24 protein-coding genes are annotated in these 26,838 nt (G+C 61.3%); 14 read left to right on the top strand and 10 right to left on the bottom strand.

Annotation, left to right across the window (positions count from 1 at the left end):
• Nucleotides 1–45: 45 nt before the first annotated feature.
• Entirely contained in the window at nt 46–477 is a 432-nt protein-coding gene (locus ACMX25_RS28360) for a YqaA family protein (protein ID WP_414953309.1), read from the bottom strand.
• A 147-nt stretch (nt 478–624) separates the two neighbouring features.
• Here ACMX25_RS28360 and ACMX25_RS28355 point away from each other — a divergent pair, with 147 nt between their 5' ends.
• The 4 genes from ACMX25_RS28355 (at nt 625) to ACMX25_RS28340 (ending at nt 3,340) form a co-directional block, all read left to right on the top strand.
• Entirely contained in the window at nt 625–972 is a 348-nt protein-coding gene (locus ACMX25_RS28355; RefSeq protein ID WP_213761428.1) for a YciI family protein, read from the top strand.
• Between the two features lie 145 nt (nt 973–1,117).
• A complete protein-coding gene (locus tag ACMX25_RS28350; RefSeq protein WP_414953308.1) occupies nt 1,118–1,534 on the top strand; it encodes a YciI family protein in 417 nt (138 codons plus the stop codon).
• Nucleotides 1,535–1,613: 79 nt separating this feature from the next.
• A complete protein-coding gene (locus tag ACMX25_RS28345) occupies nt 1,614–2,033 on the top strand; it encodes a VOC family protein (protein WP_414953307.1) in 420 nt (139 codons plus the stop codon).
• Nucleotides 1,976–3,340, top strand: coding sequence for an RNA polymerase sigma factor (locus ACMX25_RS28340; protein ID WP_414953306.1), 1,365 nt, complete (start codon nt 1,976–1,978; stop codon nt 3,338–3,340). Before ACMX25_RS28345 ends, ACMX25_RS28340 begins: the two co-directional genes overlap by 58 nt.
• Nucleotides 3,341–3,356: 16 nt before the next feature.
• Here the strand turns inward: ACMX25_RS28340 and ACMX25_RS28335 are convergent, their stop codons facing one another.
• The 4 genes from ACMX25_RS28335 to ACMX25_RS28320 all read right to left on the bottom strand — a co-directional run bounded on the left by ACMX25_RS28335 (nt 3,357) and on the right by ACMX25_RS28320 (nt 7,585).
• A complete protein-coding gene (locus ACMX25_RS28335) occupies nt 3,357–4,142 on the bottom strand; it encodes a DeoR/GlpR family DNA-binding transcription regulator (RefSeq protein ID WP_414953305.1) in 786 nt (261 codons plus the stop codon).
• An 86-nt stretch (nt 4,143–4,228) separates the two neighbouring features.
• A complete protein-coding gene (gene pdxA / locus ACMX25_RS28330; RefSeq protein ID WP_414953304.1) occupies nt 4,229–5,230 on the bottom strand; it encodes a 4-hydroxythreonine-4-phosphate dehydrogenase PdxA in 1,002 nt (333 codons plus the stop codon).
• Nucleotides 5,231–5,303: 73 nt separating this feature from the next.
• Nucleotides 5,304–6,584 (bottom strand): four-carbon acid sugar kinase family protein, encoded by a 1,281-nt coding sequence (locus ACMX25_RS28325; protein ID WP_414953303.1) that lies wholly within the window; start codon nt 6,582–6,584, stop codon nt 5,304–5,306.
• Nucleotides 6,581–7,585: a 2-keto-3-deoxygluconate permease gene (locus ACMX25_RS28320; protein WP_414953302.1), complete on the bottom strand. Its 1,005-nt coding sequence runs from the start codon at nt 7,583–7,585 to the stop codon at nt 6,581–6,583. The genes ACMX25_RS28325 and ACMX25_RS28320 overlap by 4 nt, the downstream gene beginning before the upstream one ends.
• A 227-nt stretch (nt 7,586–7,812) precedes the next feature.
• Between ACMX25_RS28320 and ACMX25_RS28315 the strand changes: the two genes are divergently transcribed.
• The 3 genes from ACMX25_RS28315 to ACMX25_RS28305 all read left to right on the top strand — a co-directional run bounded on the left by ACMX25_RS28315 (nt 7,813) and on the right by ACMX25_RS28305 (nt 15,167).
• Nucleotides 7,813–12,192, top strand: a complete 4,380-nt coding sequence (locus ACMX25_RS28315) for a DEAD/DEAH box helicase (protein WP_414953301.1) — start codon at nt 7,813–7,815, stop codon at nt 12,190–12,192.
• A gap of 413 nt (nt 12,193–12,605) precedes the next feature.
• Nucleotides 12,606–13,679 carry an AraC family transcriptional regulator gene (locus ACMX25_RS28310; RefSeq protein WP_414953300.1) on the top strand — a complete coding sequence of 358 codons (1,074 nt, stop codon included), beginning with the start codon at nt 12,606–12,608 and terminating at the stop codon, nt 13,677–13,679.
• A 612-nt stretch (nt 13,680–14,291) separates the two neighbouring features.
• On the top strand, nt 14,292–15,167 hold the full coding sequence (locus ACMX25_RS28305) for a hypothetical protein (protein ID WP_414953299.1): 876 nt from the start codon (nt 14,292–14,294) through the stop codon (nt 15,165–15,167).
• Between the two features lie 48 nt (nt 15,168–15,215).
• On the opposite strand, the gene ACMX25_RS28300 is transcribed toward ACMX25_RS28305, so the two are convergent.
• The 5 genes from ACMX25_RS28300 to kaiC all read right to left on the bottom strand — a co-directional run bounded on the left by ACMX25_RS28300 (nt 15,216) and on the right by kaiC (nt 19,833).
• Nucleotides 15,216–15,590, bottom strand: coding sequence for a VOC family protein (locus ACMX25_RS28300; RefSeq protein ID WP_414953298.1), 375 nt, complete (start codon nt 15,588–15,590; stop codon nt 15,216–15,218).
• A 124-nt stretch (nt 15,591–15,714) separates the two neighbouring features.
• Nucleotides 15,715–17,352 (bottom strand): ATP-binding protein, encoded by a 1,638-nt coding sequence (locus ACMX25_RS28295; protein WP_414953297.1) that lies wholly within the window; start codon nt 17,350–17,352, stop codon nt 15,715–15,717.
• Nucleotides 17,353–17,357: 5 nt separating this feature from the next.
• Nucleotides 17,358–17,774 (bottom strand): circadian clock KaiB family protein, encoded by a 417-nt coding sequence (locus tag ACMX25_RS28290; RefSeq protein WP_414953296.1) that lies wholly within the window; start codon nt 17,772–17,774, stop codon nt 17,358–17,360.
• Nucleotides 17,771–18,154, bottom strand: coding sequence for a circadian clock KaiB family protein (locus ACMX25_RS28285; protein ID WP_414953295.1), 384 nt, complete (start codon nt 18,152–18,154; stop codon nt 17,771–17,773). Before ACMX25_RS28285 ends, ACMX25_RS28290 begins: the two co-directional genes overlap by 4 nt.
• Nucleotides 18,151–19,833, bottom strand: a complete 1,683-nt coding sequence (gene kaiC / locus ACMX25_RS28280; protein ID WP_414953294.1) for a circadian clock protein KaiC — start codon at nt 19,831–19,833, stop codon at nt 18,151–18,153. The genes ACMX25_RS28285 and kaiC overlap by 4 nt, the downstream gene beginning before the upstream one ends.
• A 317-nt stretch (nt 19,834–20,150) precedes the next feature.
• On the opposite strand from kaiC, the gene ACMX25_RS28275 reads away from it, so the two are divergent.
• The 7 genes from ACMX25_RS28275 (at nt 20,151) to ACMX25_RS28245 (ending at nt 26,825) form a co-directional block, all read left to right on the top strand.
• Entirely contained in the window at nt 20,151–21,338 is a 1,188-nt protein-coding gene (locus ACMX25_RS28275; RefSeq protein WP_414953293.1) for a GAF domain-containing sensor histidine kinase, read from the top strand.
• 97 nt (nt 21,339–21,435) lie between these two features.
• A complete protein-coding gene (locus ACMX25_RS28270) occupies nt 21,436–21,654 on the top strand; it encodes a CopG family transcriptional regulator (protein WP_414953292.1) in 219 nt (72 codons plus the stop codon).
• Nucleotides 21,648–22,013, top strand: coding sequence for a type II toxin-antitoxin system VapC family toxin (locus ACMX25_RS28265; RefSeq protein ID WP_414953291.1), 366 nt, complete (start codon nt 21,648–21,650; stop codon nt 22,011–22,013). The genes ACMX25_RS28270 and ACMX25_RS28265 overlap by 7 nt, the downstream gene beginning before the upstream one ends.
• A gap of 276 nt (nt 22,014–22,289) precedes the next feature.
• Nucleotides 22,290–23,669: a GH1 family beta-glucosidase gene (locus ACMX25_RS28260; protein WP_414953290.1), complete on the top strand. Its 1,380-nt coding sequence runs from the start codon at nt 22,290–22,292 to the stop codon at nt 23,667–23,669.
• Nucleotides 23,670–23,764: 95 nt separating this feature from the next.
• Nucleotides 23,765–25,000, top strand: a complete 1,236-nt coding sequence (locus ACMX25_RS28255; RefSeq protein WP_414953289.1) for an ABC transporter substrate-binding protein — start codon at nt 23,765–23,767, stop codon at nt 24,998–25,000.
• Complete coding sequence (locus tag ACMX25_RS28250; RefSeq protein WP_414953288.1) at nt 25,000–25,944, top strand: carbohydrate ABC transporter permease; 945 nt, start codon at nt 25,000–25,002, stop codon at nt 25,942–25,944. Before ACMX25_RS28255 ends, ACMX25_RS28250 begins: the two co-directional genes overlap by 1 nt.
• Nucleotides 25,941–26,825 (top strand): carbohydrate ABC transporter permease, encoded by an 885-nt coding sequence (locus ACMX25_RS28245; RefSeq protein WP_414953287.1) that lies wholly within the window; start codon nt 25,941–25,943, stop codon nt 26,823–26,825. Before ACMX25_RS28250 ends, ACMX25_RS28245 begins: the two co-directional genes overlap by 4 nt.
• Nucleotides 26,826–26,838: the final 13 nt, after the last annotated feature.

Raw genomic sequence — 26,838 nt, 5'->3', positions numbered from 1 at the left:
TTGCGATCGATTTCCTCTGATGAAATATATCTGCAGCAAATAGCGTTACATGGTCACCAACGCGGCAATCACGACATACCGCGCCGTCTTCGCAATGGCGACGATCAGCAAAAACGACCACAAAGGTTCACGCAGGACGCCGGCGATCATGGTCAAGGGATCGCCGATCACCGGCGTCCAGCTTAATAGCAGTGTCCAGCGCCCGAAGCGCCGGTACCAGTTTTCCGCGCGCTCGAGCGCGCGCGGCTTGATCGGGAACCAGCGGCGCTCGCGTAGTTTTTCAATCGACCGTCCCATTGCCCAGTTGATCGTCGACCCCACCACATTCCCGACGCTCGCCACCGCGACGAGCATCCAGACCGGCTGTTTGCCGGCGATCAGCAAACCCGCCAGCAGCGCCTCGGACTGAAGCGGGAAAAGTGTCGCCGCGACCAGCGCGACCGCGAACAGCCCGCCATATACCGATAAATTAACCATGAGAGAAATGCGGGCAACCGTGAAAGAGGGCGACAGCTTAGCTGTTTTTCTCCGATGCCCCGTTTGGCGATGGTGCATGGGGGATTGAAAGCTTCATCCACAGTTGATACCGTGAAGGGCGGTTGAAACCTCAATTCAGGAGATGTCATGTCTTATATGCTGCTCATCGCCGAACCTGTTGGACAGCGGGCCGAACGCTCGCAAGCCGAAGGCAAGCTGCTCTACGAGAGCATGGTCGAGTTCGGCGCGGGACTGAAAGAGCGTGGCTTGCTGATCGCGAGTGAATCGCTTGCAACCGGCGGTGTGCGCGTCAAGAAACGCGACGGCCAGGCTAGCCTGATCGACGGTCCGTTCGCCGAGGCCAAGGAGATGATCGGCGGGTTCTACATGCTCGATTGCGCGACGAAGGAAGAGGCCATCGAGATTGCATCGGCGTGCCCGGCTGCCGAATGGTGCGAGGTCGAGGTGCGCAAGATCGGTCCCTGTTGGGAGTGATCGTTTTACGCCGGCTTCGAACGTCTCGGCTTCGTGCGCGTTAACCCTCGGCTAACTAAAAATTGTCGATTTCTCCGGGCGTGGTTCGTCGTGGGAATGAGAGCGCGACCAGCATTCTCGTTTGCACACCACGAGGAGAACGACGATGCGATTCATCATCCTGGTCAAGGCGACCGAAAAAAGCGAAGCAGGCGTGCTTCCCGAGCAAGCGCTGATCGGCGCGATGGCGGCCTACCACGAAGAACTGGCGAAAGCCGGCGTGCTACTCGATGCGAACGGTCTCCAGCCGAGCGCCAAAGGCTGGCGCGTGCGTTATGAAGATGGCCGTCGAACCGTAGTCGATGGGCCGTTCCCGGAGACCAGAGAACTGGTCGCGGGCTACACGCTGATTCAGGTGCGCTCACGCGAGGAAGCGGTCGAATGGGCGCGTCGTTTCCCTCCGCCGATGGGCGCGCATGAAAGCAGCGAGATCGAAGTGCGGCAGTTGCTTGAACTGGACGATTTCGGCTCGGGCGAATCAGTCGAGCGTATCCGCGAATTTGAAGCAGCGCGGCGCGGTTAAAAATGGCTTGAACCATTGAATGCAGTTTCTGACAATCCGGCCGGCGCCGGCACATCCAACTTTTGAAGGGCAATAAAAAATGCATAAGCAGATCTTCATCAACCTGGCGGTGGCGGACCTGCCGAAAGCGCGCGCATTTTTCAACGCGCTTGGCTTCAGCTTCAACCCAACGTTCAGCAACGACCAGGGCGCGTGCCTGATCCTCGGCGAAAACCTCTTCGCGATGCTGCTGGTCAAGCCGTTCTTCCAGACCTTCACATCGAAGAACATCATCGACCCGAGAGAGCAGGTCGAAGCGCTCACGTGCCTGTCGTGCGAGAGCCGTGCCGAAGTCGATGAAATCGTCGCCAAGGCCGTCCGTGCGGGCGGCACGACGCCGCGGCCGGTTCAAGATCTTGGGTTCATGTATGGCCACGGATTCGACGACCTCGACGGCCACTCATGGGAATTCGTGTACATGGACCCGAACGCGGACCCGCACGCGGCGAGCGCCTCGTGAGTGGACCTTCCGGCGAGTCCGGCAGCCAGGAACTGGCCACGCATCGCGCGATAGAGGCGGTGTGGCGGATGGAATCGGCGAAGGTGATCGCGGTCGTGGCGCGGATGGTGCGCGACGTGTCGCTTGCCGAGGAGTTTGCGCAGGACGCGCTGATCGCGGCACTTGAGCATTGGCGTGTGGATGGCGTGCCGGACAACCCGGGCGCGTGGCTCATGACCACGGCGAAGCATCGTGCGCTCGATCGTTTGAGGCAGGATGCGCTGCACGCCCGCAAGCACGAGGAGCTGGGACTCGACATGGATGCGCGCGAGGAGCACGTCACGCCGGATTTCGTGGATGCGCTGGATGCCGCGCGTGAGGACGATATTGGCGACGACTTGCTGCGCCTCGTGTTCACCGCGTGTCATCCGGTGCTGTCCGTCGATGCCCGGGTTGCGCTGACGTTGCGGCTGCTCGGCGGGCTGACCACGGACGAGATTGCGCGCGCGTTCCTGCAGCCTGAGCCGACCATCGCGCAGCGTATTGTGCGGGCGAAGCGGACGTTGTCGGCGGCGCGCGTGCCGTTCGAAGTGCCGAAGGCCGATGCGCGGGCGGCACGGTTGGCATCGGTGCTGGAAGTGATTTACCTGATCTTCAACGAAGGGTATTCGGCGACAGCGGGCGATGACTGGATGCGGCCATCGCTTTGCGACGATGCGTTGCGTCTCGGGCGGATTCTCGCGGGTTTGACGCCTGACGAGAGCGAGGTATTCGGGCTGGTTGCATTGATGGAGATACAGGCGTCCCGCACGCATGCTCGCACCGATGCAAGCGGCCGGCCGGTCTTGCTGATGGACCAGGATCGCAGCCGATGGGACCCGTTGCTGATCCGTCGCGGGCTTGCAGCATTGGAGCGATCGGAGACGCTGAACGGCGCGCGTGGGCCTTATGCGCTGCAAGGTGCGCTCGCGGCGTGTCATGCGCGTGCGCGGCGGGCAGAGGACACGGATTGGGTGCAGATTGTCGCGCTATACGATGCACTTGTGATGGTGGCGCCGTCGCCTGTGGTGGAACTCAATCGCGCGGTGGCGGTGGGCATGGCGTTTGGTCCGGCGGCAGGGCTTGCGATTGTCGATGAGCTCAGATCGAACGCACTGCTGAAGAACTATCACTGGCTGCCGAGCGTGCGCGGTGACTTGCTGGCGAAGCTGGGCCGTCTGGAGGAGGCAAGGGCGGAGTTTGAGAAGGCCGCGGCAATGACACGCAATGCGCGGGAGAAGGAGTTGTTGCTCGATCGGGCGGCGGAGATGAAGGGGGTGAGGGAATGAGGCGGTTAACGCCCGATCAAAGCTCCTCCACCCCCATAGGCGCAACTTCAACCACGACCCGTTCCAGCGCCCGGAACGGCGCCAGCCTGATGTCATCGGCGAGGGTGGTGGTGATCAGGCGCCAATCCCTCTCAAGCGGCGTCCAATGCTGTTGCCGTGCGCGCCCGAGCTTATCGGCATCGGCTAGCACCACAACACCTGCCGCGCGGCGAATGATGCAATCCTTCAGATAAGCCTGTTCCGCGCTGGCCTCGCACAAGCCAAAATCCGCCGCCACGCCATCTGCCCCGAGAAACGCGAGATCCACGCTCAAACGGCTCAGCACGAGTTCGGCCAACGGCCCAAGCGTGCTCATACTCGATGCCCGCAGATCGCCCCCGATCAGCGTGATTCGCATGCCCGGCACATTGGCCAGCGTCATCACTGCAAGGAGGTTATTGGTCACCAGATGCAAATCCCGATGCGCACTCAAATGACGCGCGAGCGCGGCGCAAGTCGTACCGCCATCGAGCAGCACCGTGTCGCCATCTTTCACATGCAGCGCCGCAGCTTGCGCAATTGCTTCCTTCTGTTCGCGCTGCGTCGACTTGCGTTCCTCCAGCGACGCTTCCGGTTCATGCGCACCGACCAGCGCCGTCGCGCCGCCATACGTGCGCACGAGGCGGCGCTCCTTCGCGAGCATGGTGAGGTCGCGCCGCACCGTTGCCTCCGATACCCCCAGCGCCTCGCTCAACTGCTCTACGTTGGCGTCGCGTGTGAGGACGAGATCGAGGATGGCGCGGTGGCGGTCGGCTGCTTTCATCGGTGAATACTCATGCGGGGAACAAGGCCGCCGATGTTACACGAGCGCGCATGTTGATCCACCGATCCGCCGATCCGCTCATCCACTCACCCGCGCCGGGTCGCGAGTTCCGCGCCCTGGCGCAGCGCTTCAAGCAGGCTGCGTTCATCGGCGATACCTTTACCCGCAATATCAAACGCCGTCCCATGATCCACCGACGTGCGGATCACTTCCAGCCCAACCGTCACATTCACGCCCGCTTCGAGCCCGAGCACCTTGACCGGACCATGTCCCTGATCGTGATACATCGCGACCACGAGATCGAAGTCGCCGCGGCCGGCACGGAAAAAGAGCGTGTCGGCGGGCAGCGGACCGGTGACATCGAGTCCACGTTCCTGCAGGATCTTGATAGCCGGGATGATCTTCTCTTCTTCCTCGCCGTAACCGAACAAGCCGTTTTCGCCCGCATGCGGATTGATGCCGCACACGCCAATACGCGGCTTCGCAATGCCCGCTTTCACCAGCGTCGCGTTGCCGCGTTCGATCGTGCGCTGCACGAGACCAGGCTCGATCTTCCTGATTGCATCGATGATGCCAATATGCGTCGTCACATGAATCACGCGCAATTGCGGCGCGACCAGCATCATCGAGACTTCCTCCACGCCTGTCAGATGCGCGAGCATTTCGGTGTGGCCGGGATACTTATGACCGCCTGCGTGCAGCGCTTCCTTGTTGAGCGGCGCGGTGCAGATTGCGTCGATCTGCTGCGATTGCGCCAGCTCGACGGCACGCGCTATGTATCGATACGCGGCATCGCCGGCTACCGCCGAGAGCTGCCCGAAGGGAAGGTCATCGGGGATCAGGTTCAAGTCGATACAGTCGATGACACCCGCTTCATACTGCGCTTGCGTCGCGTCCTTGATGCGGCGAATTTTCGCGCTGCCGTGCACGATCTCGTTGGCTTGCTCAAGCCGGCGTGCGTCGCCGATCACGAGCGGACGGCACTGCTCGTAGACCACTTTATGCGTAAGACTCTTGACGACGATCTCGGGACCGACGCCGGAGGCATCGCCCATCGTGATACCGATTACGGGGAGAGTGTTGCTCATGATGATTAGTTAAACTCCATATAAAGTGGGGCGCGCTGAGGCGTCATAAATGCTGTGTTTGCGCTCAGTGGCGTTAATGTGTGTTGGTGGCCGCGTCGGTCGTTCGCAATGTTGGCACTGGGAGTCTTTGTAAATGCTCCCACGCGCCGAACAGCGCGTGTTCGCTGCCGAATGCGCCTGCCTTGGTGACAATGGCGGGGCGTGCCGGGTGCGGCGCGCAAGGCCGCGCTACTGCCACGCCCGCTTCAACTTCGGCCAGCAAATCAAGACTGCTGATGCCGGCTGCGCTCAACATCGCGCGGGCGGTTTCGCCGCCGGTTGCAATCAAGCCGCCAACATGCCTGAAATGCGGCGTCACCAGCGCGGCGAGTGCAGTAGAAAGATGCGCGCCTTCCGATGGATCGAACGCGTCGTCGCGGCCAATGCGCACGAGCAAGTCGAGATGCCGTTCGAGAAAATCGCCAATCTTCATTTGCCACGCGCGCCAGTCCGCGTGCTCGCTGCCCACACGCAAGACCTCTGGCGGCACGATCAATTCACTCACGCGTGCGCGCTCGCGCAACATCGCGCATTGGCGCTCGGATACGCCCGACAGGCTGCCGACCAGGATCAAAATCGCGCCTTCTTGCTTCTCGTGGACGAGCGCTTCGCGCGGCTCGATATCGAACAGATCGGGCAGCGATGCCAGTTCGCGCGCAAGTCCTCCCGATCCAACCCAGAACATCGGATGCTCGCGCGGGTCAAATTGCGCGGTGGTTTGCGCGAGGCGCTTGAGGTCATCGCCGGTATGGGCATCGACAATCAGCGCTTGCGCTGACGTTGCCTTGATCCTTTCCCGCAGCGCATTGATATCGCCGCGCAAAGTCTTTACATCGATGGACTCGCAGCGCAAGCCCGCTTCCTCCAGCATCGCCTGGACATTCGCCGGCCTGCCGGCGTTTTCGAGCTTCCACGTGTCCGTGTTTTCCAGCGGCTCGCCATGCACCAGCACGCGGGCCTGGTGCAGCGTGCGCCCGGTCGCGGGAAACGAGGGCGCGACAATCGCCACTCCAGCGAGCGGTTGCAACGCGGCGACTTCAGCTGCCCAGTTGCCGCGCAATGTCGAATCGATTTTCTTGTACACACGCCGGCCCGGCGCGTTCAGCGCGTTGAACGCATCGGCGGTGTGCCGCGCTGCGTCCTGCGGTGAGAGACGGCGCGTGTCGGTGTCGGCGGCGATGACATCGACATCGTCTGCCTCCGCCGATGTATCGAGCGTCACGACCGTGCGGCGTCCCGCACCCGCAAACGCGATGGCGCAATCGGCTGCGCCGGAGAGATCGTCGGCGACGATCAGCATGCTGCGGGTGTTCATCGCGTAGCCTCGTTCGGGACTTTCTGCACGGAGCGGCGCGCTTCGGTTCGGGCGTTCACGCGTTTCGCCACGGCCGCCGTCAGGACGGGCGACACAATAGCAGTCACCACCACGCACGCCGCGACCAGCAGTGTCGCGCTTTTTGCGGCCTCCGCGTAGACCGGATTCGCCGCCGCGATTAGCGCGGGAACCGCCGCCGCATTCCCGGCCGTATTGGCTGCCGCCACGCCGGCCACGCCCGTGCCGCCCGACAGGCGATCGGTGAAATAGAGGGGAATTCCTGTCAGGACCACCACGGCCAGTCCCAGTCCAATGCCAAGCAAGCCTGCTTGCCATACCTTGTGCAAGTCCAGACTCGCGCCCAGCGCAAGCGCGAAGAACGGGATCATCACCGGCACCGCGCGCGCAAGGAAGTCGCGCATTTCGCGATCCAGGTTACCGAGCAGCATGCCAACCGCGAGCGGCAGGATACTGCCCACAAGTGTCGGCCACGGAAACGCGGAAAGTCCCGCCACACCGAGCGTGACCATGGTCAGGAACGGTCCCGATTCCAGCGACATGATGGTGTACGCGCCCACATCTTCGGAACGCCCGTATTGCCCCATCAGCGCCATGTAGAGGCCGCCGTTGGTATCGTTCATCGCAGCGACGACGGCAAGCGTCGAGATGCCCGCGAACAGGCCCGACGAGATGGGTTGCTCCCCAAGAAAATGCCCCATCACGATGCCGACGACAATCGCCGAGCCGATCTTCGCCGCGAACAGCGCGCCGCCTTTCTTCAGCAGATACGGGGTTGCCTTGACGTCGATGCTTGCACCCATACATACATAGAACACGGCAAGGATCGGCAACGCGCCAGTGAACAGCGCGCTGGTGAACGACCCAAAGAATTTCGGCATGCCGGGCAGGAACGTCGCGACCAGCGAGCCGATGAGCAAAGGCACGATCATCATGCCGCCGGGAACACGCTCGATTGAGCGCTTGATGGGAAGCTGGGCCATACGGGTCTCCTGTTTGACGAGCGAATTCGAGTTCAATGCTCGAATCGATCACGTGTTTGATTGAAACAGTCAAAAAGAAGTGTAATCCCGTCTTGGGAAATGCGCAAACTGATCGTTTCGATGATCGATTTGATCATTTGTCTGAGAGGTAGGATGCAAGGTGTGCCCGTTCCTTCTACGCCGAACCCGATCAAACATGCTTTCCCGGCGGCTAATAAACTAGCGATATGAGCGCTGCAAAACTATCGGCTTCCAATCCGCTCGACGGCTTCCATCCGGCCGTCGCGGCTTGGTTCAGCCATTATTTCCCGTCGCCCACGGAGGCGCAGAAGCGCGCGTGGCCGCTGATCAAGGCCCGTCAATCGACGCTGGTCGCCGCGCCAACCGGCTCGGGCAAGACGCTGACGGCGTTCCTTGCGGCAATCGATGACCTGGTTCGGGAAGCGCTGGCGAGCAATCAACCGCTGCCCAACGAGACGACCGTGATCTATGTGTCGCCGCTGAAGGCGCTTTCCAACGATATCCGCGTGAACCTGCAGGAACCGCTTGCGGGCATCTCGACCGAGCTTGGGCAAATGGGCTTGCCGCCCGTCGAAATTCGCGCGGCCGTGCGGACCGGCGACACCACGCAGCAAGAGCGCAATGCGGTCAAAAAGCGCCCGCCGCATATCCTGGTCACCACGCCGGAATCGCTTTATGTGCTGTTGAGCTCCGATTCCGGCCGCGCGATGTTATCGACGGTGCGTACGGTGATCGTCGATGAAATCCATGCCGTCGCGGGCAACAAACGCGGCGCTCATCTCGCGCTTAGCCTTGAGCGCCTGGAGGCGTTGTGCGTTGAACACGGGCACGAAGCGCCGGTGCGGATCGGGTTATCGGCGACACAAAAACCGATCGAACTCGTCGCGCAATTCCTGACGGGCAACCGGGCGTGTTCGATCGTGGATGTCGGCCATGTGAGGAAGCGCGATCTTGCGCTCGAACTCCCGCCCATTCCGCTTGAAGCCATCATGTCGAACGATGTGCGCGAGCGTGTCTATGACCGCCTCGCCGATCTCATCGCGCAGCATCGCACCACGCTTGTCTTCGTGAATACGCGCCGGATGGCCGAGCGGGTCGCGCGCCATCTCACTGATCGGCTTGGCAAACCCGCGGTCGCCGCGCATCACGGCAGTCTCGCGAAAGAGCAGCGGCTGGACGCGGAGCAGCGGCTCAAACGCGGCGAGCTGCAAGTGCTGATTGCAACGGCATCGCTGGAACTGGGGATTGATATCGGCAATGTGGAGCTGGTCTGTCAGCTTGGTTCGCCGGGATCGATCGGCGGTTTCCTGCAACGTGTCGGGCGCTCGGGGCATCAGGTGAGCGGCACGCCGAAAGGGCGGCTCTTTCCGGAGTCGCGCGACGATCTCATCGAATGTGCGGCGCTGCTCGATTGCGTGGCGCGCGGCGAACTCGACATGCTGCACGTTCCCGTGGCGCCGCTCGATGTCCTCGCGCAGCAGATCGCCGCCGAAGTGTCATGCCGTGAGTGGAACGAGGACGCGCTCTTCGAACTCGTGCGTCATGCAATGCCGTATGCATCGATTGATCGTACGCAGTACGACGCAGTTCTGCGCATGCTCGCCGAGGGTTATACAAGCCGGCGCGGCGTGCGTGGGGCGTACGTGCATCGGGACGTGGTGGCTCACAGTTTGCGCGGCCGGCGTGGTGGCAGGCTGACGGCGGTGACGTCCGGTGGCGCGATTCCGGACAATGCCGACTTCGCGGTATTGCTGGAACCGCAGGGCTTGCAGATCGGCACGGTCAACGAGGATTTTGCGGTCGAAAGTCTCGCCGGTGACGTGTTCCAGCTCGGTAATGCGCCGTACAAGATCCTGCGTGTGGAGGGTGGGCGAGTGCGCGTGGAAGACGCGCACGGGCAGCCGCCGAACATTCCGTTTTGGCTCGGTGAAGCGCCCGGACGGAGCAATGAATTGTCGGCGGCGATCGCGCGTTTGCATGCGCAAGTGGACGCGTGGCTGGGAGAATTTTCACTGGACATCACCATCGCGAAGCTGGCCAATCAAACGGGTATCGGCGAAGAAGCGGCGCGGCAGATCGTGGACTATCTGGCGCGCTCACGGTCCGCGCTTTCTGTTCTCCCAACCCAAGACGTGCTGGTCATGGAGCGTTTCTTCGATGCCTCCGGCGGCACGCAACTCGTGATTCACTCGCCGTTCGGCAGCCGCGTGAACCGTGCGTGGGGCCTCGCGCTGCGCAAGCGTTTTTGCCGGACGTTCAACTTCGAATTGCAGGCTGCGGCGACCGAGGACGCGATCATCTTGTCGCTAACGGGCAGCCATAGTTTTCCGCTCGATGAAGTCTGGCGATATCTCCATTCCAATACCGCGGAACACATGCTGATCCAGGCGCTGCTCGACGCGCCGCTGTTCGGCGTGCGCTGGCGCTGGAACGCGACCAACGCGCTCGCGTTGCCGCGCTATGCAGGAGGCCGTCGGGTCGCGCCGCAATTGCAGCGCATGAAGAGCGAGGACCTGCTTGCAACGGTGTTCCCGGATCAGGTGGCATGTGTGGAAAACGTGGTGGGCGAGCGTGACGTGCCGCGTCATCCGCTGGTCGATCAGACGATCGATGATTGCCTGCACGACGCCATGGATTGCGATGCATGGATCGCGCTTTTAAGACGCATGGAAAGCGGCGATGTACGGCTTGTCACGCGCGATTTGCCCGCACCGTCGCCGTTGGCGGCAGAGGTTTTGTCGGCGCGTCCTTACGCTTTTCTCGACGATGCCCCCATCGAGGAACGCCGTACCCGGGCCGTGTTGGCACGAGGCTGGACCGATCCGCAATCGAGCGATGACCTGGGCGCGCTGGACGCCGTGGCAATCGCCGGCGTGCGTGAAGAAGCGTGGCCAGCGGTGCGCAACGCCGATGAAATGCACGAGGCGTTGTCAGGACTTTCATGCATCACTGATGCCGAATCGCACGCGAACGAGGGTTGGCCGGCGTGGCTTCAACAGCTCGCGGCGTCGGGGCGCGCGACGCGTTTGCAGGTGACATCGGCGGATGGGATGTGGGTGCCGGTCGAGCGCCTCACATGTCTGCGCGCGGTTCATCCCGTCGCGCCCATGCAGCCGCCGCTGAACCCGCTGCCGGGTTTCGACGAAACATGGTCCGAAGACGATGCGCTCGTCGAGATCGTGCGCGCGCGTCTGAGCGGCTTCGGTCCGCTTTCCACGCCGATTATTGCGCGCGCTTTGGCTGTGCCGGTTTCACCGGTAGCGCTCGCGTTGACGCGTCTCGAAGCAGAAGGTTACGTGATGCGTGGCCGCTTCACGCCGGGCGCGACGAACGCAACCGATGAAGAATGGTGCGAACGGCATCTTCTGGCGCGTATTCATCGATACACCGTGCGGCGTTTGCGGCGCGAAATCGAGCCGGTCGAGTTGCAGGATTTCATGCGTTTCCTGTTCGACTGGCAACACGTCAGCGCAGATTCAAAAGCCGATCCGCATGGCGACGGCCACGACGCGCTGATGCTCGCGATCGAACAACTCGAAGGTTTTGAGGCGCCTGCGGTCGCATGGGAAGATGAGATCCTGCCTGCGCGCCTGAGCGCCTATTCCATGACCTGGCTTGACGATCTAAGCCGCTCGGGCAAGGTTGTCTGGAGCCGTCCGGGCGCTCGTTCGCGCAGCTCGGGCGGACCAGTGCGCACCACGCCAATCGTGCTGCTGCCGCGCCGCAACCTGGCGGCGTGGAGTCCGCTGATGCAATCGATGCAATCGCCCGAACCGTCATCGCGTGCACAACTCGTCTTCGACGCGCTCACGCAACACGGCGCCATGTTCTTCGATGAACTGCGCGCCGACGTTCGCCTGCTTGCGACTGAACTCGAAACCGCGCTGGGCGAACTGGTGTCGCTGGGACTGGTGAACGCCGACAGCTTCGCCGGCCTGCGTGCGTTGCTCGCGCCGGCCGCGCGCCGCAACAGCTTCGGCCGGCGGCCACGGCGTGGCGGACGCGGCCATTTCATTGGCGGGATGGACGACGCCGGGCGTTGGGCGTTGCTGCGCCGCTCTGAAAATAACGCCGCGCCCGGCCCCGATTCAATCGAGCATGTCGCGATGACCCTGTTGCGCCGATACGGCGTGATCTTCTGGCGCTTGCTCGAACGCGAGGCCGACTGGCTGCCGCCGTGGCGCGACTTGCTGCGGGTATTTCATCGGCTGGAAGCGCGCGGTGAAATTCGCGGCGGCCGATTCGTGGCGGGTCTGGCGGGCGAGCAGTTCGCGTTGCCCGAAGCCGTGCCGCTGTTACGCACGATGCGCAACCGGGCCGCCGACGGCAGTTTTATCGCGATCAGCGCGGTCGATCCGTTGAATCTCGCCGGCACTTTGTTGCCCGGGGAGAAAGTGCCGGCGCTGCCGGGTAATCGCGTGTTGTATTGCGATGGCTTGCCGGTGGGGGCGATTATCGCGGGGAAAACGCGCTTCCTGGTTGAACTCGATGCGCAATCGCAGGAGCGCGTGCGCTGGCATCTCGTCCGGCGCAGCTTTGACAGAATGCCTGCTTCCGCATTAATGCCGAGCCTGACCAGCCGCTGAAGAAGCCTCCGGTTCACGATAAAAACCTTTTTGATAAAACGTTGGATTTTCTAGCTAAACATTTCTCCCCGGCATTACCCGGGTGAAACGCATTGTTAAATCTGCAACGCGAAACAAATCCGTCCCTATTAATGAAAGTGGAATGAAAGTTCTGAACCGATTCGACGTCTGATTCAGCGCAAACCGGCACTTGCCGGACCTTGTAAGTCGATGTCCGGCTTGACGCTGACAGTAAAAGAACCAATCAGGATATAGCGACAACTCCTCGTTCCCTTCGGGTCGTTTTATACCCATGCTAAAGTTTTATCGCTGAAAAGCCGTTAAATTCTTTGTGATACCGGGTAATGCCAAAAGCGGAACCCGGCGAAGCTGGAAAATCAAGTCGAACCCTGTTATGGAGGCTGAATAACGCCATGTCCACACCCATCAGATTCGACAGTGCCGATTTCCCCGAGAATGACGCCGAGGAAATCTGGCGCGAAGGACTCGACGCGATCTTCGAGATTCAGCGGCCGAAAGATCCACCCGTGCCGTTTCGCGCGCGGATGGAAAGCTGGCCTTTGGGCTCAATGCTGCTTATGTCGCATGTCGTCGGTGGAGACGTCGAATTTCAGCGCAGCCGCCGCCGGATCGCGACGTCCGGCATCGATCATTACCTCGTGCATTGCCTGCTTGACGGCACACTGCTGTCGACCTTTGGCCGCGACATCCAGGAGGTGTCGCTCGGCTCGGTTGTCGTGCGCGACCTCGTCGTCGAAAACGTCGGCTTCACGCGCGACGCGCCCATGCTGACACTGACTATCCCGCGCCAGGCCATCGACCGGCGCACGGGCGGCGCACTGCGCCTGCATGGTTTGTCGTGGGAAGCTGCCGACCCTATCGGCCTGCTGATCGCTTCGCATATGCGCAGCCTGGTGAGCGTCGCGAGCGCGATGGACGACGAGCAGGCACGCGTAGCAGGCGAAGCGACGCTGGATTTCGTCGCGGCGTGCGTGCTGCGGCGCGCCGAGCGCTGGGAGCAATCCGGCGATCCGCGCCTGACGCCGGTGATCCGCGCGCAGGCGCTGAGTTTTATCGAAGGCAATCTGGCCGATATGAGCCTCGGTCCTGCGAGGCTGCGCGAAATCCTCAAGGTGTCGCGAACGGCGCTCTACGAACTCTTCGAACCGATGGGCGGCGTCGCTGAATACGTGCGCGCACGCCGGCTCGACGAAGCCATGCGCCGGCTCGAATCGCCACTGCATGCGCGCGAGCTCATCGGTGCGATTGCCTGTGCGGTCGGCTTCATGAGCGAGTCGACGTTCAACCGCGCGTTCAAGGAGCGATTCGGCTGTACGCCGACAGAAGCGCGCAGGCGACGCGCAGCTGCGGCGGTGGCGGGCGGCGTCGTCAACGCTGGCGCCGGGGCCGGTAGTACGAGCCATCGAGGGGAAGCGCGCGGCGTCGGCGTCAGGACCGCTGCGACGATCCGCGGGCTGGGCGCTTGAACGCGTAAAGAGGGTAAAAAGGATTGCGTAAATAGGGTGTAATCGGACCGTAACAAAGGGTAAACAATTCGTCGACAGGCCGAACGAAATGGGCGAAACGAGCGGACGGAATGAGAGGGAGGTGGGATGCGCCGAGGGCATCATTGCCAAACTTTCACGCTGGCGTCGTGGACGGTATCGACTCCGTGTGGAAAACGGTGAAAAGGAGACCCGTGTTTTCGCAGTCGCGCACTGCGTTGCGCACCCATGTTGAAACCGCTGGCCGCTTTCGGCTAAAAACCACGCGCTCCAATGCGTGTTGCGGGCGCCCTTCGCATTGAGCCGACATGGGGGCGTCACGCTTGGGCGGTCACATCAAGCGCCACTGCGGCGGCTCTCATGCGGGACTATCCGTCGGCAACACGGCAGCAGACGGCGCGCGATGCAATGCCCGTTTCCGCAAGTTCGGGCCAGACCGCGCCAAGTATTGAGCAACGCAGGAATCGCCGGCTGAGAGTGAAAGCGTCTCCAGGACGCTTCAAGGCGAAACACGCGATGCGGGAGATGTCAGCGACATGCAACCCGCCGCGTGTTCGACCCTAAACCAAAAATAATGTGACCTCGGGAAAACTCATGTGGCTGTTTGCATTGTTCCAGGCTGAAACTTTCTTTGGACGTATCGTCAAGACGCTGGTATTCGGCGCGGCAGCCGTCGCGTTTTATGTCGGTTTCACCTCCACGCCGCAGTCGAGTGCGCAGGTCGCGGTATCGCTTGCGGTGATCGTCGCGCTCTGGCTCCACGGTTATCGTGAAGGCAGGCGGGTGTCGTATGCATCGGCGCAATGCGAGGCCGAGATTCGCGAAGACGAGGGCCATATCCGCGTGGCGGGCGGCGGTGTCGATCTCACCTTGCAGCGTGTGTCACGAACGCTCACGGTCAAGAGAGTGGCGAAGCGCTTTGTATCGACCGATGCCCCCGGCGAGTTTCAACGCTTGCGCGCCGGCCGTTTCGAATGGCCGTTCGGGGTGCTGACGGTTGAGCCTCAGTCTGAGCCGAACGCCGGGAGCCCCGGCACGACGTCCGGGATTTCAGAGCGATGGGCTGGCGAGGCGACGGGGTCCTCGTCCAACGCTGGTATCGATGCTGATACTCGATCGCGCGCAAGCACCGCGCCGACTGGCGAACGTGAAATTGCCGTGTACTGGAAACACGCGGGCCGGGGTGACCGCCTGCTGTTTTCGGTGACTGGCCCGGCAGAAAAATACGAAGCGATCGAACGCGCATTTTCGATCTTCGCGGCGTGGATCGATAGCGAAGACGAGGCGCGGCGCGCGATCGAGCGCCGGAACAATGCCGAGGCGTGGCAGCGCGACTGGGAAGCGAAACGGCTGGCGGAAGAACTCGACCACGCGCGGCGCAGAGGGGACAGCCACTCCGATGAAACCGATCCGCACATGCGCATCGTGGCTAAATCGGCCAAAGCCATCACGCCGTTGAGCAGGTGGTAGGCACCGTCCATCCGTCCGTTTGCAATGCGCTGTCGCCTGGACGGGGTTTTACTGCCCGGACGGCGCAAAAACGCGCAGACGATGACCGTCGGGATCCAGCGCGACGAAGGTAAATCCGAAATCCATTTCCGTCGGCCGCTGGATGATTTCCAGTCCGCGCTTGCCCCAATCGGCGAAGAGACTGTGCACGGTGTCGTTGTCAGGCACCGGGAATCCGAGTTCACCACCGCCGCCTGCTGCCGCAGGCGACGCGGGTTCGACCGTGTGCCTTGACCACAATCCCAGCTTGAGACCCGACTCCAGGATGAACATGGCGAACGTCGGCGAAGACTCGACGGGTTTTTTGCCGAGCAAGTCAGTGTAAAAATCGGCGCTGACGGAGGGGTTGTCCACGTACAGGATGATGAAGTTCGGATCGGTCATGGTGTTTGCTCGCGAAGGGTCGAGGAAACCGGAGTTATCCGCCGGTGCTGAAGTCGAACCCATCGTAAGCTTGACTGCTGCCAGTTTCTGTCAGTAGCGTAGGTGCCCAGCTACTGGCAACGCCTCACGCCAGCGCCGCCGCAACAACCGCCGACAAATTCCCGATCGAAAACGGTTTCCGAAGCAGCGAGATATTGTTGCCCATCGCGGCGTCGAGGGCGGAGCTGTCCGCGTAACCGCTCGCGAAGACAATGGGCATATGCATCCCCTGAGACCTCGCCAGTTTCGCGACCGCTGCGCCATCGAGATGCGGCATCGCGAAGTCCAACACCAGCAAGTCCGGTGGATCGCTCGCCATCATATGGAGCGCCGCGCGTCCGCCTGCCGCTGAGTCCACGCGATACCCCAGCGCGACCAGCGTTTCCACCATGAACGTACGAACATCCGGATCGTCATCGACGACCAGGATCCGGGGCGCGCCCCGGTCACTCGCCTTGACAATCGCCGCTGCCGACGGGTCCGGTGCGGCGGCTGAAGCGGGTGAACGCTTCAGAAACAGAGACACCCGGGTGCCGCGCGGACTGCTCTCGATCTGCGCATGGCCGCCCGCCTGCTGGCAGATTCCATACACCTGCGCGAGACCAAGACCGGTTCCCGCGCCCAGTTCCTTGGTGGTGAAAAACGGCTCGAACGCGCGGGCCGCGACATCGGGGGGCATGCCGGTGCCTGTATCGGCGACGCTCAGTTCCACGTAGTCGCCATCGGCGAGATCGGCGTCGTCCGTGATCGTCCACGCTAACGTGCTGATGCGCAGCATGCCGCCGGTGGGCATCGCGTCCCGCGCGTTGATTGCCAGGTTGAGCAACGCGAGTTCGAGCTGGGTTGCATCCGCCACGACCAGGGCGTCGTCGTCGCCAAGTTCCAGCCGCAAGTCGATCCCGGCGCCCAGCGTGCGGTCGAACAAATCGGCCATGCCGTGCACGAGCTGCGCCAGTCCAACCGGTTTCAATTCGAGTTTCTGCGAGCGCGAAAAGGCCAGCAACTGCGCGGTAAGCTTGGCGCCGCGGCTGACGGCCCGAATGGCATTGCCGGTCCAGCGCAGTACGCGTTCAGGGTCTGACGGCGAGCGCTTCACGAGTTCCAGGTTGCCGTGAATGGCTTGCAGCAGGTTGTTGAAATCGTGGGCCAGGCCGCCGGTCAACTGACCCACCGCTTCCATCTTTTGCGCCTGATGCAGGCGGGCTTCCATCTGCCGTTGCTGCGAGAGATCGGAGATGACGCCGCAGATCAGGCGGTCCTGGTCGCGCTCGGCTTCGAGCGCCTTTAAGCTGCAATAGACGGGTGTTTCCCCATCGGCCGATAACACCGTCAGTTCATCGCGGGCAGTGCCGGTCGTGCTTTCGCGGATCAACGCCTGCAGCCGCGCGTGCTGGCTATCGAGCACAAAAACGCTGAACGCCGATCCAACCACGTGCTCGACCTGAGCGCCGAGCAACTGCCCGGCACGTTCGTTGGCGTAGAGAATGGTGCCGTCGGCGGAAAGCATCACCGCGCCTTCCTGCATCTGCTCCACGAGCACGCGATACGGCCGGTCCGCGCTCTCGAGCGTATAGATGCGGCGGTCGTCATCGCTGCCGACTACCACCGCGTCCACCGCGCCGCTGCGGATTGCGTCGAGGGTATCTTCCGCTTCACGCAGCCGCTCGCGCAGCTCCTCGATGGATGCGGTTTCCAGTGATGCCGAGTGGGATTGATCGGACATACGCTTCAGGGTCTGATGGACGCGACCGCGGGCGCGGTGGAGGATGAACTTGAGGACGAACCGTCGGCTACGTTCGACACCACCACGCCGAGTGCAGCCAGCACCTTGTTCGAATCCGACAGGTCACCGATCACCCTGCGCAACCGCCCCGGACGGAGTTTGACGAGCGTCGGCGCGGCAATGATCTGCGCTGCGATCGCGGCTTCCGGATGCAGGTAGATATCGATTACTTCAAGCTCGAAGCGACCCGCCGCGTACGTTTCCAGCAGGCGCCGCGCGTTGTCCACGGCGCGCGTGGAGCGCAGCGTATTGCCGGTCACGTACAGGCGCAGTACAAGCATGTCCGATTGCGCCGGGGGCGGTGTGACATATCCCATGCCCCCGCCACCTCCGCCGTCGGCTTCGACGGGCAGGGCACTCACGAAGGGGCCCTCTGCCGGATGTCGAGACCGACCAGCACGCGCTCGGTATCCGACAAATCGCCGATCACTTTCCTGAGCGGCGAGGGCAGATGCCGCACGACGGTTGGAATCGCGAGAATCTGGTCCTCGACTGCAAGTTGCGGATTGACGCGCAGATCGATGACTTCGATCGAATACTGGCCGGCCAGGTGCGTGGCGCAGAGCGCACGCAGGTTGCGGATCGCGGCCATCGATTTCGGCGTTTCCCCCGCTACATACAAGCGCAGCGAATATGCGGCCGGGACAGCCGAAGCAGCCGAAACGGGCAGGTCGGCGGCGAGGGGCAATTCCGCCATGTCCGCTTCGTTTTGCGCTGGCGTGGACGAATCGTGTTCGATCATTCTTTGGATCGCCGCAGTTGCGCCATCCGGGTACGGTCGGCTTCATGAAGGCGCTTATGCTCTTCGCTTTGTTCGATGAGCGCATCGAGGTCCGACGCTTCAGCATCGAGCGCCGACTGTAGTTCGGCGACCTGCTGCTCGACCGCTTTGCGGCGCCGCGCGAGGTCGCGTTTCTTCTGCATCACGAGTTCGTTGCGCGCGGCGTATTCGTCGCGTTCCTGCGCCTCCTGCGCCAGCCGCGCGGTCCCGGTGAGCACGCCGCCTGCGCCTATGTACGCGGGCACCATGGCGATTCCTCCATTGCTGATCTGATATTCGCGGACCTGGTTCGAGTGATCCATGCCGCGCGATTTCAGCACGTAGACAAGCCGGTTGCGCTCGCCGTTCGTTTCAATATGCGAGAGCGAAATCCAGGTATCCATGAGTGACGAGATGCTGCGGTCATTTATGCTGGACGCCTGGTCGATGCTGCTAAGACTTGTAAAAACTGCCGTAATGCCGCGCGATTTGAGGAGGTCGACGAGCCGCAACAGCGTGGCGTGCACTTCGGACTCCACGCCGCGCAGTGAGGAGATTGGATCGATCACCACAGCGGTCGGCTTGAACAGGTCAATGTCGCGGACCATCCGCGCCAAGTGCATTTCCAGCCCGAAGAAACTGGGCCGTGCTGATTCGATACTGAGCACGCTCCCCAAATGGTGCGCAAGATCCACGCCCACTGAGCGCATGTTGCGCAAAATCTGCTCGGGCGACTCTTCGAAGGCGAACCACAGCGTGCGTTCGCCAAGGTTGCACCGGGCCTCAACAAATTTAGCGGCAAAGGTCGTTTTGCCCGTTCCCGCGAGGCCCGACACGAGCACGCTGGAGCCGACGAAATATCCGCCCACGCCCAACATGGCGTCGAGATCGGCAATGCCGGTGGAGATGACTTCGCTCGACGTCAGATGCGCCAGGCCCGCTGATGTAACGGGGAGGACGCTGATGCCGGTGGTATCGATGAGGAACGGGTATTCGTTGGTCCCATGCGCCGAGCCCCGATATTTAACGATCCTCATGCGGCGCGTCGTGACCTGGTTTTCGACCCGGTTGTCGAGGAGGATCACGCAGTCGGAGACGTATTCCTCAATGCCGTGCCGCGTCAGCTGGTTGCCGTCGCCGGTGCCGCGCTCCGCGGTCACGATGGCTGTTACGCCGCGCTCCTTCAGCCAGTCGAACAGGCGACGCAACTCGGCGCGCAGCAGGACGGCGTCGGGGAAACTGGCGAACAATGCCTCGAGCGTATCGAGCACGACGCGCTTTGCGTTCACGCTCTTGATGGCGTAATCGAGCCGCACGAACAGGCCTTCGAGGTCGTATTCGCCGGTGTCTTCCATTCCCGCCGGGTCGATCTTGACGTGATCGATGGCGAGCTTCTTCTGGTCGATCAGCGACATCACGTCGTAGCCGAGCGACGCCACGTTTGCCGCCAGGTCCTCCGCCGATTCCTCGAAGCTCAAGAGCACCCCGGGTTCACCGTACTTCAGTACGCCTTCCACGAGGAAGGTCATGGCGAACAAGGTCTTGCCGCATCCCGCCGCCCCGCACATCAGGGTCGGGCGGCCCGATGGCAAGCCGCCAAGGGTGACGTCGTCGAAGCCTGAAATGCCCGTTGGCGATTTTGAAAGCACTGCTCCAGTCATCGTTTTTCTTTGTAAGGTTTAACAGAAGACACCAGCGAGGAAGGCACCACGACCCCGGGCTCGATATCTGCGCCAGTTGGTCAATGGCGACAGTGTGCCAACAGCGAGGCGACAGCGCATCTTGGCATCGCGGTACGCTCTATGCAATCCAGAGGATCGGAATCAATTCGAATCGCCGATCTCCGGAAACAGGCCTCCATTTTTGAATCTTTGGCGCGAGCAATCTGACCCGTACAATTGAGCGCGGCATCGAACAAAAATATCGAGTACTGAGAGGTAGTATTTTGAACCCTGTTTCTGGCGCTTTGCAGGTCACCATGGACGACAGCGATGAAGCGATTGCGCGCGACGTGGCCACTATCGGCCGGATCGGCGCCGTTCCGTCCATGCTGCGCGTGATCTGCAAAAACACCGGCCTCGGCTTCGCGGCGGTGGCGCGCGTCACCGAGGGAACCTGGACCGCCTGTGCTGTGCAGGACGACATCCAGTTCGGACTGTTGCCCGGTGGCCGGCTCGATGTCCACACCACGCTGTGCAGCGAGGCTCGCGCCATGCGCCGGCCGGTTGTTATCGACCATGCGAGCACCGATCCGGTCTACCGCGAACACCATACGCCCCGTATTTACAATATCGAGAGTTATATCTCAGTGCCGATCATCCTGCCCAACGGCGAGTACTTCGGCAACCTGTGCGCCATCGATCCGCGTCCGGCAATGATCTCGGATGCGCGCACCCTCACCATGTTCACGCTCTTCTCGGAACTGATCGCACTGCAGCTGGAGAGCGAGAACGAGCGCTCGGAGACGGAAGCCGCGCTGCTCAACGAGCGGACGACCGCCGAGTTGCGCGAGCAGTTCATCGCCGTGCTCGGGCACGACCTGCGCAATCCGCTTGCCGCCGTGGGCGCCACCGCGGAATGGCTGACGCGACGTAGCACCGAGCCGGAACTGGTGACCATCGGCACGCGCTTGCGGGCGACCACGCGGCGCATGTCGCGGCTAATCGATGATGTCCTCGACTTCGCCCGCGGCCGGCTTGGCGCGGGCATGGGCGTGTCGCTGTCTCCAGTCGATGATCTCGCCGACTCGCTGCACCACGTGGTCACGGAATTGCGCGATGCGAATCCGGGGCGTGTTGTCCTGGAACAGATTGCGGTGGAAGGCCGCGTTCACTGCGACCGGGGGCGCATCCAGCAATTGCTGTCGAACCTGCTGGCTAACGCATTGACGCACGGCTCGCCGGATCAACCCGTGCGGGTCCAGATATCGGTGGACGCGGGTGAACTGGCGATCTCCGTCGTCAATCTGGGTAGACCGATCGCGCCCCAGGACCTGGATCAGGTGTTCGAACCGTATTGGCGGCCGGCAACCAGCCAGCCGGGCGGCGGGCTTGGACTGGGACTCTATATCTGCTCGCAGATCGTCGGAGCGCACGGCGGTACGTTGAGCGTGAGTTCATCGGCGGCGATGGGGACGTGTTTTGTGGCTCGGATCCCGTGTGGATAACGCAGCGCCACGCCGAGGCCTTCCACGTGAATACAGCCCGTCGTTGCCTCTTTGATTAGAGTGATATACTATATGTATATCATATATGGAGGGTGCCATGACGCGTATTCTTGTCGACGTACCCGATTCTCAACTTAGCGATTTGATGCTGATTGCCGACGCTGACAAGCGATCGCGGGCGGCCGTGATTCGCGACGCGCTTGACGGATATATAGCGCAGCGCAAACCTGTTCTTGGCGTCGACATATTCGGGTTGTGGAAAGACAAGGATATCGATGGTTTGGACTACCAAGATACGTTGCGCTCTGAATGGTAAGCGCGCTGTTTGACACCTGTATCCTCATCGACTATTTGACCAAGGTCGAAGCCGCAAAAGTCGAGATGACCCGTTACGAATCTTGTGCGATCAGCCTGATTACGTGGATGGAGATCATGGTGGGCGCGACGCCCGACGATGAGCAACTACTTCGCGCCTGGCTTGACACATTTCGCATTATTTCCATTGATGAATCGATTGCCGCCAGAGCGGTCGACATCCGTAAGCAGTATCGGATCAAGCTCCCTGACGCAATTGTTTGGGCATCGGCTCAAGCGCATTCGCTTTTGCTGGTCTCGCGCAACACCAAGGATTTTCCGGCTGATCAACCAGGGGTTCGTGTTCCTTACTTGCTCTGACGGAATGCGTAAGTACAGTGCCGCTGGCAGCGGCGCTTCGCGGTTGCGTGTTGCAATCGCCCCCGCCAAGACGTTCGCTGACCGACACGGCACTCGCCATAGTTGGAAGTGACTTGATTTAGCACCATCCAAAGTTGCGCGATTGGCGCGGCAACTCCTAGCCTTCCTTCCAAACCCTCTCCATACAAACCCGGATTGTCCGCGCCAATTCGGCGCTGCTATCGTTCGCAGGCATTTGTGGAAGCGCTTCCACTCCAACGCTAAACAGGAGTTTTCGTGGCACTCGACGCATCCGTTGTTTCCAGCGATCCGTTTTCCCCACCATCCGATTCAGCCCTCTGGCGCCGGGATTTTCTGCTCGGCGCAGCCACCGCGTCCTATCAGATAGAAGGCGCCGTCAACGAAGACGGCCGGCTCCCGTCCATCTGGGACACGTTCTCGGCCACGCCCGGCAAAGTGCTGGCCGGCGACACCGGCGAGGTCGCTTGCGATCATTATCATCGGTGGGAATCGGACCTTGACTTGCTGTCCGCGCTTAACGTGGATGGGTACCGGCTATCCATTGCATGGCCGCGCGTGATGGATGAAGCGGGGCGTCCGAACCAGAAAGGAATCGACTTTTACAAGCGCCTGATCGGGCGGTTGAAAGAGAAGGGGCTCAAGACCTTCGTCACGCTGTATCACTGGGACCTGCCGCAACATCTGGAAGATCGCGGCGGCTGGCTGAATCGCGACACAGCGTATCGGTTCGCCGATTACGCCGACCTGATGAGTCGCGAACTGAGCGGTCAGGTCGATGCCTGGGCCACGCTCAACGAACCCTGGTGCTCCGCGTACCTCGGTTACGGCAACGGCCATCATGCGCCGGGTCTGGCAAACGACCGCTTTGCGACGCAAGCCATGCATCACCTGCTGCTCGCGCACGGTACGGCCGTGCCGGTCTTGCGCGCGAACGATCCGGCGTCGCTCAAGGGCATTGTGGCGAATGTTGGCCGCGGTACCGCCGATACCAACAGCGAAGCCGACGTGCGCGCCGCGCATCTTTTTGAAGTCCAGCACAACGCGTGGATACTCGACCCATTGTTGAAAAAGGCCTATCCCAAGGACCTTTTTGAACTCTGGCCGGGCACCGAACCGTTGGTGCTCGACGGCGATATGGAAACCATCGGCACGCCGCTCGACTTCCTCGGGATCAACTATTATTTCCGTACCAACGTGAAAAGCGACGGCGCGCATGGCTTTACCGAGGTGCCGCTGCCGGACGTCGAGCGCACGCAGATGGGCTGGGAGATTCATCCCGATGGCTTGCGCGACTTGCTGATCGGATTCAACAAGACCTATGCATCGCTGCCGCCGATCTATATCACTGAAAACGGCATGGCGTCGGATGACAAGGTGGTCGACGGACGCGTCGACGATGCACAGCGCATCTCGTTCCTCAAGCGCCATCTTGCCGCCGTGGACAGCGCGATCAACGCCGGTGTCGACATACGCGGATATTTCATCTGGTCACTGATGGATAACTTCGAATGGGCGTTTGGTTATGAACGTCGCTTCGGCGTGTTTCATGTCGACTACAAGACGCAGAAACGCACCATGAAACACAGTGCTGAACTGGTCGCGAAATTCCTTGAGGAACGCAACGCAAACGCCTGACCCGCAGTTCGATTTTCAATGCCGAAGTCGTTGGCCCTGTGTTTGAGTGTGTCAATTGCAGGGCCAAATAGAAGATATAGCCCGGAGGAGACTCAATGAACAGCATGAAAAAACTGGTGGTCAGTGTCGTTGCAGCCGTCGCGGCGATGAGCGCAGCACACGCGGATCCGCTGAAGGCGACCGTGATCCACTGGTGGACATCGGGTGGCGAATCAGCGGCCATCAAGCAGTTCGCCGATGCCTATAACAAGGCCGGTGGCTTGTGGATCGACCAGGCCGTGGCCGGCGCTGACCAGGCGCGTTCCACGGCGATCAACCGCATCATGGGCGGAGATCCGCCGACCGCTGCGCAGTTCAATACGTCGAAGCAATTCCACGACATCATTGATCAGGGACTCCTGAACAATGTGGATGATGTCGCGGCCAAGGAGAACTGGGACAAGATATTCCCGGCGTCGATCATTGAAAGCATCAAGTCGGGCGGGCATTACTACGCGGCGCCCGTGGACATCCACATGCCGGCGTGGTTCTTCTACTCGAAGCCGGCGTTTCAGAAAGCCGGCATCACGAAAGAGCCGGCCAGCTACGATGAATTCATCGCGGATCTCGACAAGTTGAAAGCGGCGGGCGTGATTCCGCTGGCGCTCGGCGGTCAGGCCTGGCAGGAAAAGATTACGTTCGACGCCGTGTTCGCCGATGTTGGCGGCCCGGACCTTTATTTGAAGGTCTATCGCGATCGCGATGTGAACGCGGTCAAGTCCGACGCGTTCAAGAAGGTGCTGACGCAGTTCAAGCGCCTGCATAACTATATTGATCCGGGCTCACCGGGCCGAAACTGGAACGACGCTACCGCGCTGGTGATCTCCGGCAAGGCCGGCGTGCAGATCATGGGCGACTGGGCAAAGGGCGAGTTCGTCGCGGCCAATCAATCGGCGGGCAAGGACTTTGGCTGCTTCCCGGGCTTCGGTCCGCATTCGCCGTATCTGGTGGCAGGCGACGCGTTCGTCTTCCCGAAGACCGACGATGCCAACGCGGTCAAGGCGCAAAAACTGTTGGCGACGGTCATGACATCGCCGACTGCGCAGGTTGCGTTCAGCGCGAAGAAAGGTTCGATTCCGATTCGCTCGGACATCGATGATTCGAGTCTCGACATGTGCGCGAAGGAGGGCATCGCGATCATGAAAGACAAGTCGCGGCAGTTGCCGAATCCGGAGATGCTGACGCCGCCTGATATCAATGGCGCGTTGCAAGATGTGATCACCAACTTCTGGAACAAGAACCAGTCGGTGGAGGATGCACAAAAGGCCTTCGCCAGCGGGCTCAAGAGCTGATGGTGACGACGCCCGCCGGCAAAACCCTGCGCGCTCCGGCCGGTCACGCGAAGCGCAAACCGCTGAGGAAGCGGTTTGCGCTGGCAGCTTACATTGCGTTGCTGCCGATGGCGCTCACAGTAGTGTTTGCTTATCTCGGCACAATGTTATGGAGCTTGCGCACGTCGTTCACGAACTCGCGCACATTCGCGTCGAATAGTTTTGCGGGCGTGTCGCAATACGTGCGTCTTTTCAATAACGACCGGTGGATGCTGTCGCTGCAAAACATCGTGATCTACGGGGTTTTGTTCATCGTCATATGCCTCGCGATTGGATTGCTGCTGGCGGTGTTCATCGACCAGAAGGTGATGGCGGAGGGCGCGCTGCGCACGGTCTTCTTGTACCCGTACGCGATGTCATTCGTCGCAACAGGTCTCGTGTGGCAGTGGATCCTGAATCCGGAACTGGGCATTCAGGAGGTGCTGCACCGGATCGGTTTCACGCATGCACGCTTCGACTGGATCGTCGATCAGGATCGCGTGATCTACACACTGGTGATAGCAACGGTCTGGCAGGCGTCGGGGCTCGTGATGGCGCTGTTGCTTGCGGGGTTGCGTGGCATTGATGAAGAGATCTGGAAGGCGGCGCGCATAGACGGCATTCCGCGCTGGCGTGTGTATGTCAGCATTGTCGTCCCCATGCTCGGCGCGTCTATTTCAACGGCTTTTATCCTGCTGTTCGTGATGGTCATCAAACTCTACGATGCGGTGGTCGCCATGACGCAAGGCGGTCCCGGCACGGCGAGCGAAGTGCCCGCGAAGTTCATCATGGATTATCTGTTCGGACGCGCGAATCTTGGACTGGCGTCGGCGGCATCCATTGTTCTTCTCATTACCGTGCTCGCGATCCTTGCGCCGGTCTTTTATATTCGCAGCCGAGCCCTGCGGCTCAGGGATTCCCGATGAACGCGCCACGTCCTCCGTTAAAACGCAGGTCGCGCGTAACGCCCGCGCGCCTGGGCGTGTACGCGTTCTTACTGACCTCGGCGCTGTTCTTCCTGCTGCCGTTGTACGTGATGATCGTCACGTCGCTGAAGCCGATGACGGAAATTCGTCTCGGCAATATCCTGTCGCTGCCGATGCATTTCACGCTCGACGCATGGAAGATTGCGTGGCATTCGGCATGTACGGGACTGGATTGCCAGGGCATTCAGGTTGGCTTCTGGAACTCGGTGCGCATTGTGGTGCCGAGTACGGTCCTCTCCATTCTGGTCGGCGCGGTCAACGGCTACGCCTTGTCGTTCTGGAAGCCGCGCGGCGCCACTACGCTGTTTGCAATCTTGCTCGTGGGCGCGTTCATCCCCGTGCAGGTGATGGTCTATCCGCTCGTGCGGGTACTTGCAACGGTGCATTTGTTCAGCTCGTTGCCGGGCATTGTGGTGATCCACACCATTTTCGGCATGCCGGTGATGACCCTGTTGTTCCGCAATTATTATGCAGCGCTGCCGCATGAACTTTTTCAGGCGGCGCGCGTGGATGGCGGCGGATTCTGGCGCATCTTCTTGCAACTGATGGTGCCCATGTCCACGCCGATCATTGTGGTCGCGATCATCATGCAGGTCACCGGTATCTGGAACGACTTCATTTTGGGGCTTGTTTTCGCGGGCACGAATAATCTGCCGATGACAGTACAACTGAACAATATTATCAATACGACAACGGGTGAGCGTCTCTATAACGTTAACATGGCGGCGACTATTCTTACGTCCATGGTGCCGCTTGCCATCTATTTCGTTTCGGGTCGCTGGTTCGTCCGCGGCATTGCTTCCGGTGCGGTCAAAGGTTAGTCCAGGGCTCTTT

The organism is Caballeronia eucalypticola, assembly GCF_047608185.1.
Lineage (GTDB): Bacteria > Pseudomonadota > Gammaproteobacteria > Burkholderiales > Burkholderiaceae > Caballeronia.
Note: the sequence above shows the minus strand (reverse complement) of the source record. Positions and strands in the feature narration are given on the sequence as shown.

Bases quoted from the DNA above. Each gene is read 5' to 3' on its own strand.
- ACMX25_RS28310 (WP_414953300.1), top strand. From the start codon at position 12,606: ATGTCCACACCCATCAGATTCGACAGTGCCGATTTCCCCGAGAATGAC.
- ACMX25_RS28335 (WP_414953305.1), bottom strand. From the start codon at position 4,142: ATGAAAGCAGCCGACCGCCACCGCGCCATCCTCGATCTCGTCCTCACA.
- ACMX25_RS28315 (WP_414953301.1), top strand. From the start codon at position 7,813: ATGAGCGCTGCAAAACTATCGGCTTCCAATCCGCTCGACGGCTTCCAT.
- ACMX25_RS28285 (WP_414953295.1), bottom strand. From the start codon at position 18,154: ATGATCGAACACGATTCGTCCACGCCAGCGCAAAACGAAGCGGACATG.
- ACMX25_RS28325 (WP_414953303.1), bottom strand. From the start codon at position 6,584: ATGAACACCCGCAGCATGCTGATCGTCGCCGACGATCTCTCCGGCGCA.
- ACMX25_RS28270 (WP_414953292.1), top strand. From the start codon at position 21,436: ATGACGCGTATTCTTGTCGACGTACCCGATTCTCAACTTAGCGATTTG.
- ACMX25_RS28255 (WP_414953289.1), top strand. From the start codon at position 23,765: ATGAACAGCATGAAAAAACTGGTGGTCAGTGTCGTTGCAGCCGTCGCG.
- ACMX25_RS28340 (WP_414953306.1), top strand. From the start codon at position 1,976: ATGGGAATTCGTGTACATGGACCCGAACGCGGACCCGCACGCGGCGAG.
- ACMX25_RS28320 (WP_414953302.1), bottom strand. From the start codon at position 7,585: ATGGCCCAGCTTCCCATCAAGCGCTCAATCGAGCGTGTTCCCGGCGGC.
- ACMX25_RS28265 (WP_414953291.1), top strand. From the start codon at position 21,648: ATGGTAAGCGCGCTGTTTGACACCTGTATCCTCATCGACTATTTGACC.
- ACMX25_RS28360 (WP_414953309.1), bottom strand. From the start codon at position 477: ATGGTTAATTTATCGGTATATGGCGGGCTGTTCGCGGTCGCGCTGGTC.
- ACMX25_RS28250 (WP_414953288.1), top strand. From the start codon at position 25,000: ATGGTGACGACGCCCGCCGGCAAAACCCTGCGCGCTCCGGCCGGTCAC.
- ACMX25_RS28355 (WP_213761428.1), top strand. From the start codon at position 625: ATGTCTTATATGCTGCTCATCGCCGAACCTGTTGGACAGCGGGCCGAA.
- ACMX25_RS28350 (WP_414953308.1), top strand. From the start codon at position 1,118: ATGCGATTCATCATCCTGGTCAAGGCGACCGAAAAAAGCGAAGCAGGC.
- ACMX25_RS28245 (WP_414953287.1), top strand. From the start codon at position 25,941: ATGAACGCGCCACGTCCTCCGTTAAAACGCAGGTCGCGCGTAACGCCC.
- ACMX25_RS28300 (WP_414953298.1), bottom strand. From the start codon at position 15,590: ATGACCGATCCGAACTTCATCATCCTGTACGTGGACAACCCCTCCGTC.
- ACMX25_RS28305 (WP_414953299.1), top strand. From the start codon at position 14,292: ATGTGGCTGTTTGCATTGTTCCAGGCTGAAACTTTCTTTGGACGTATC.
- pdxA (WP_414953304.1), bottom strand. From the start codon at position 5,230: ATGAGCAACACTCTCCCCGTAATCGGTATCACGATGGGCGATGCCTCC.
- kaiC (WP_414953294.1), bottom strand. From the start codon at position 19,833: ATGACTGGAGCAGTGCTTTCAAAATCGCCAACGGGCATTTCAGGCTTC.
- ACMX25_RS28345 (WP_414953307.1), top strand. From the start codon at position 1,614: ATGCATAAGCAGATCTTCATCAACCTGGCGGTGGCGGACCTGCCGAAA.
- ACMX25_RS28275 (WP_414953293.1), top strand. From the start codon at position 20,151: ATGGACGACAGCGATGAAGCGATTGCGCGCGACGTGGCCACTATCGGC.
- ACMX25_RS28295 (WP_414953297.1), bottom strand. From the start codon at position 17,352: ATGTCCGATCAATCCCACTCGGCATCACTGGAAACCGCATCCATCGAG.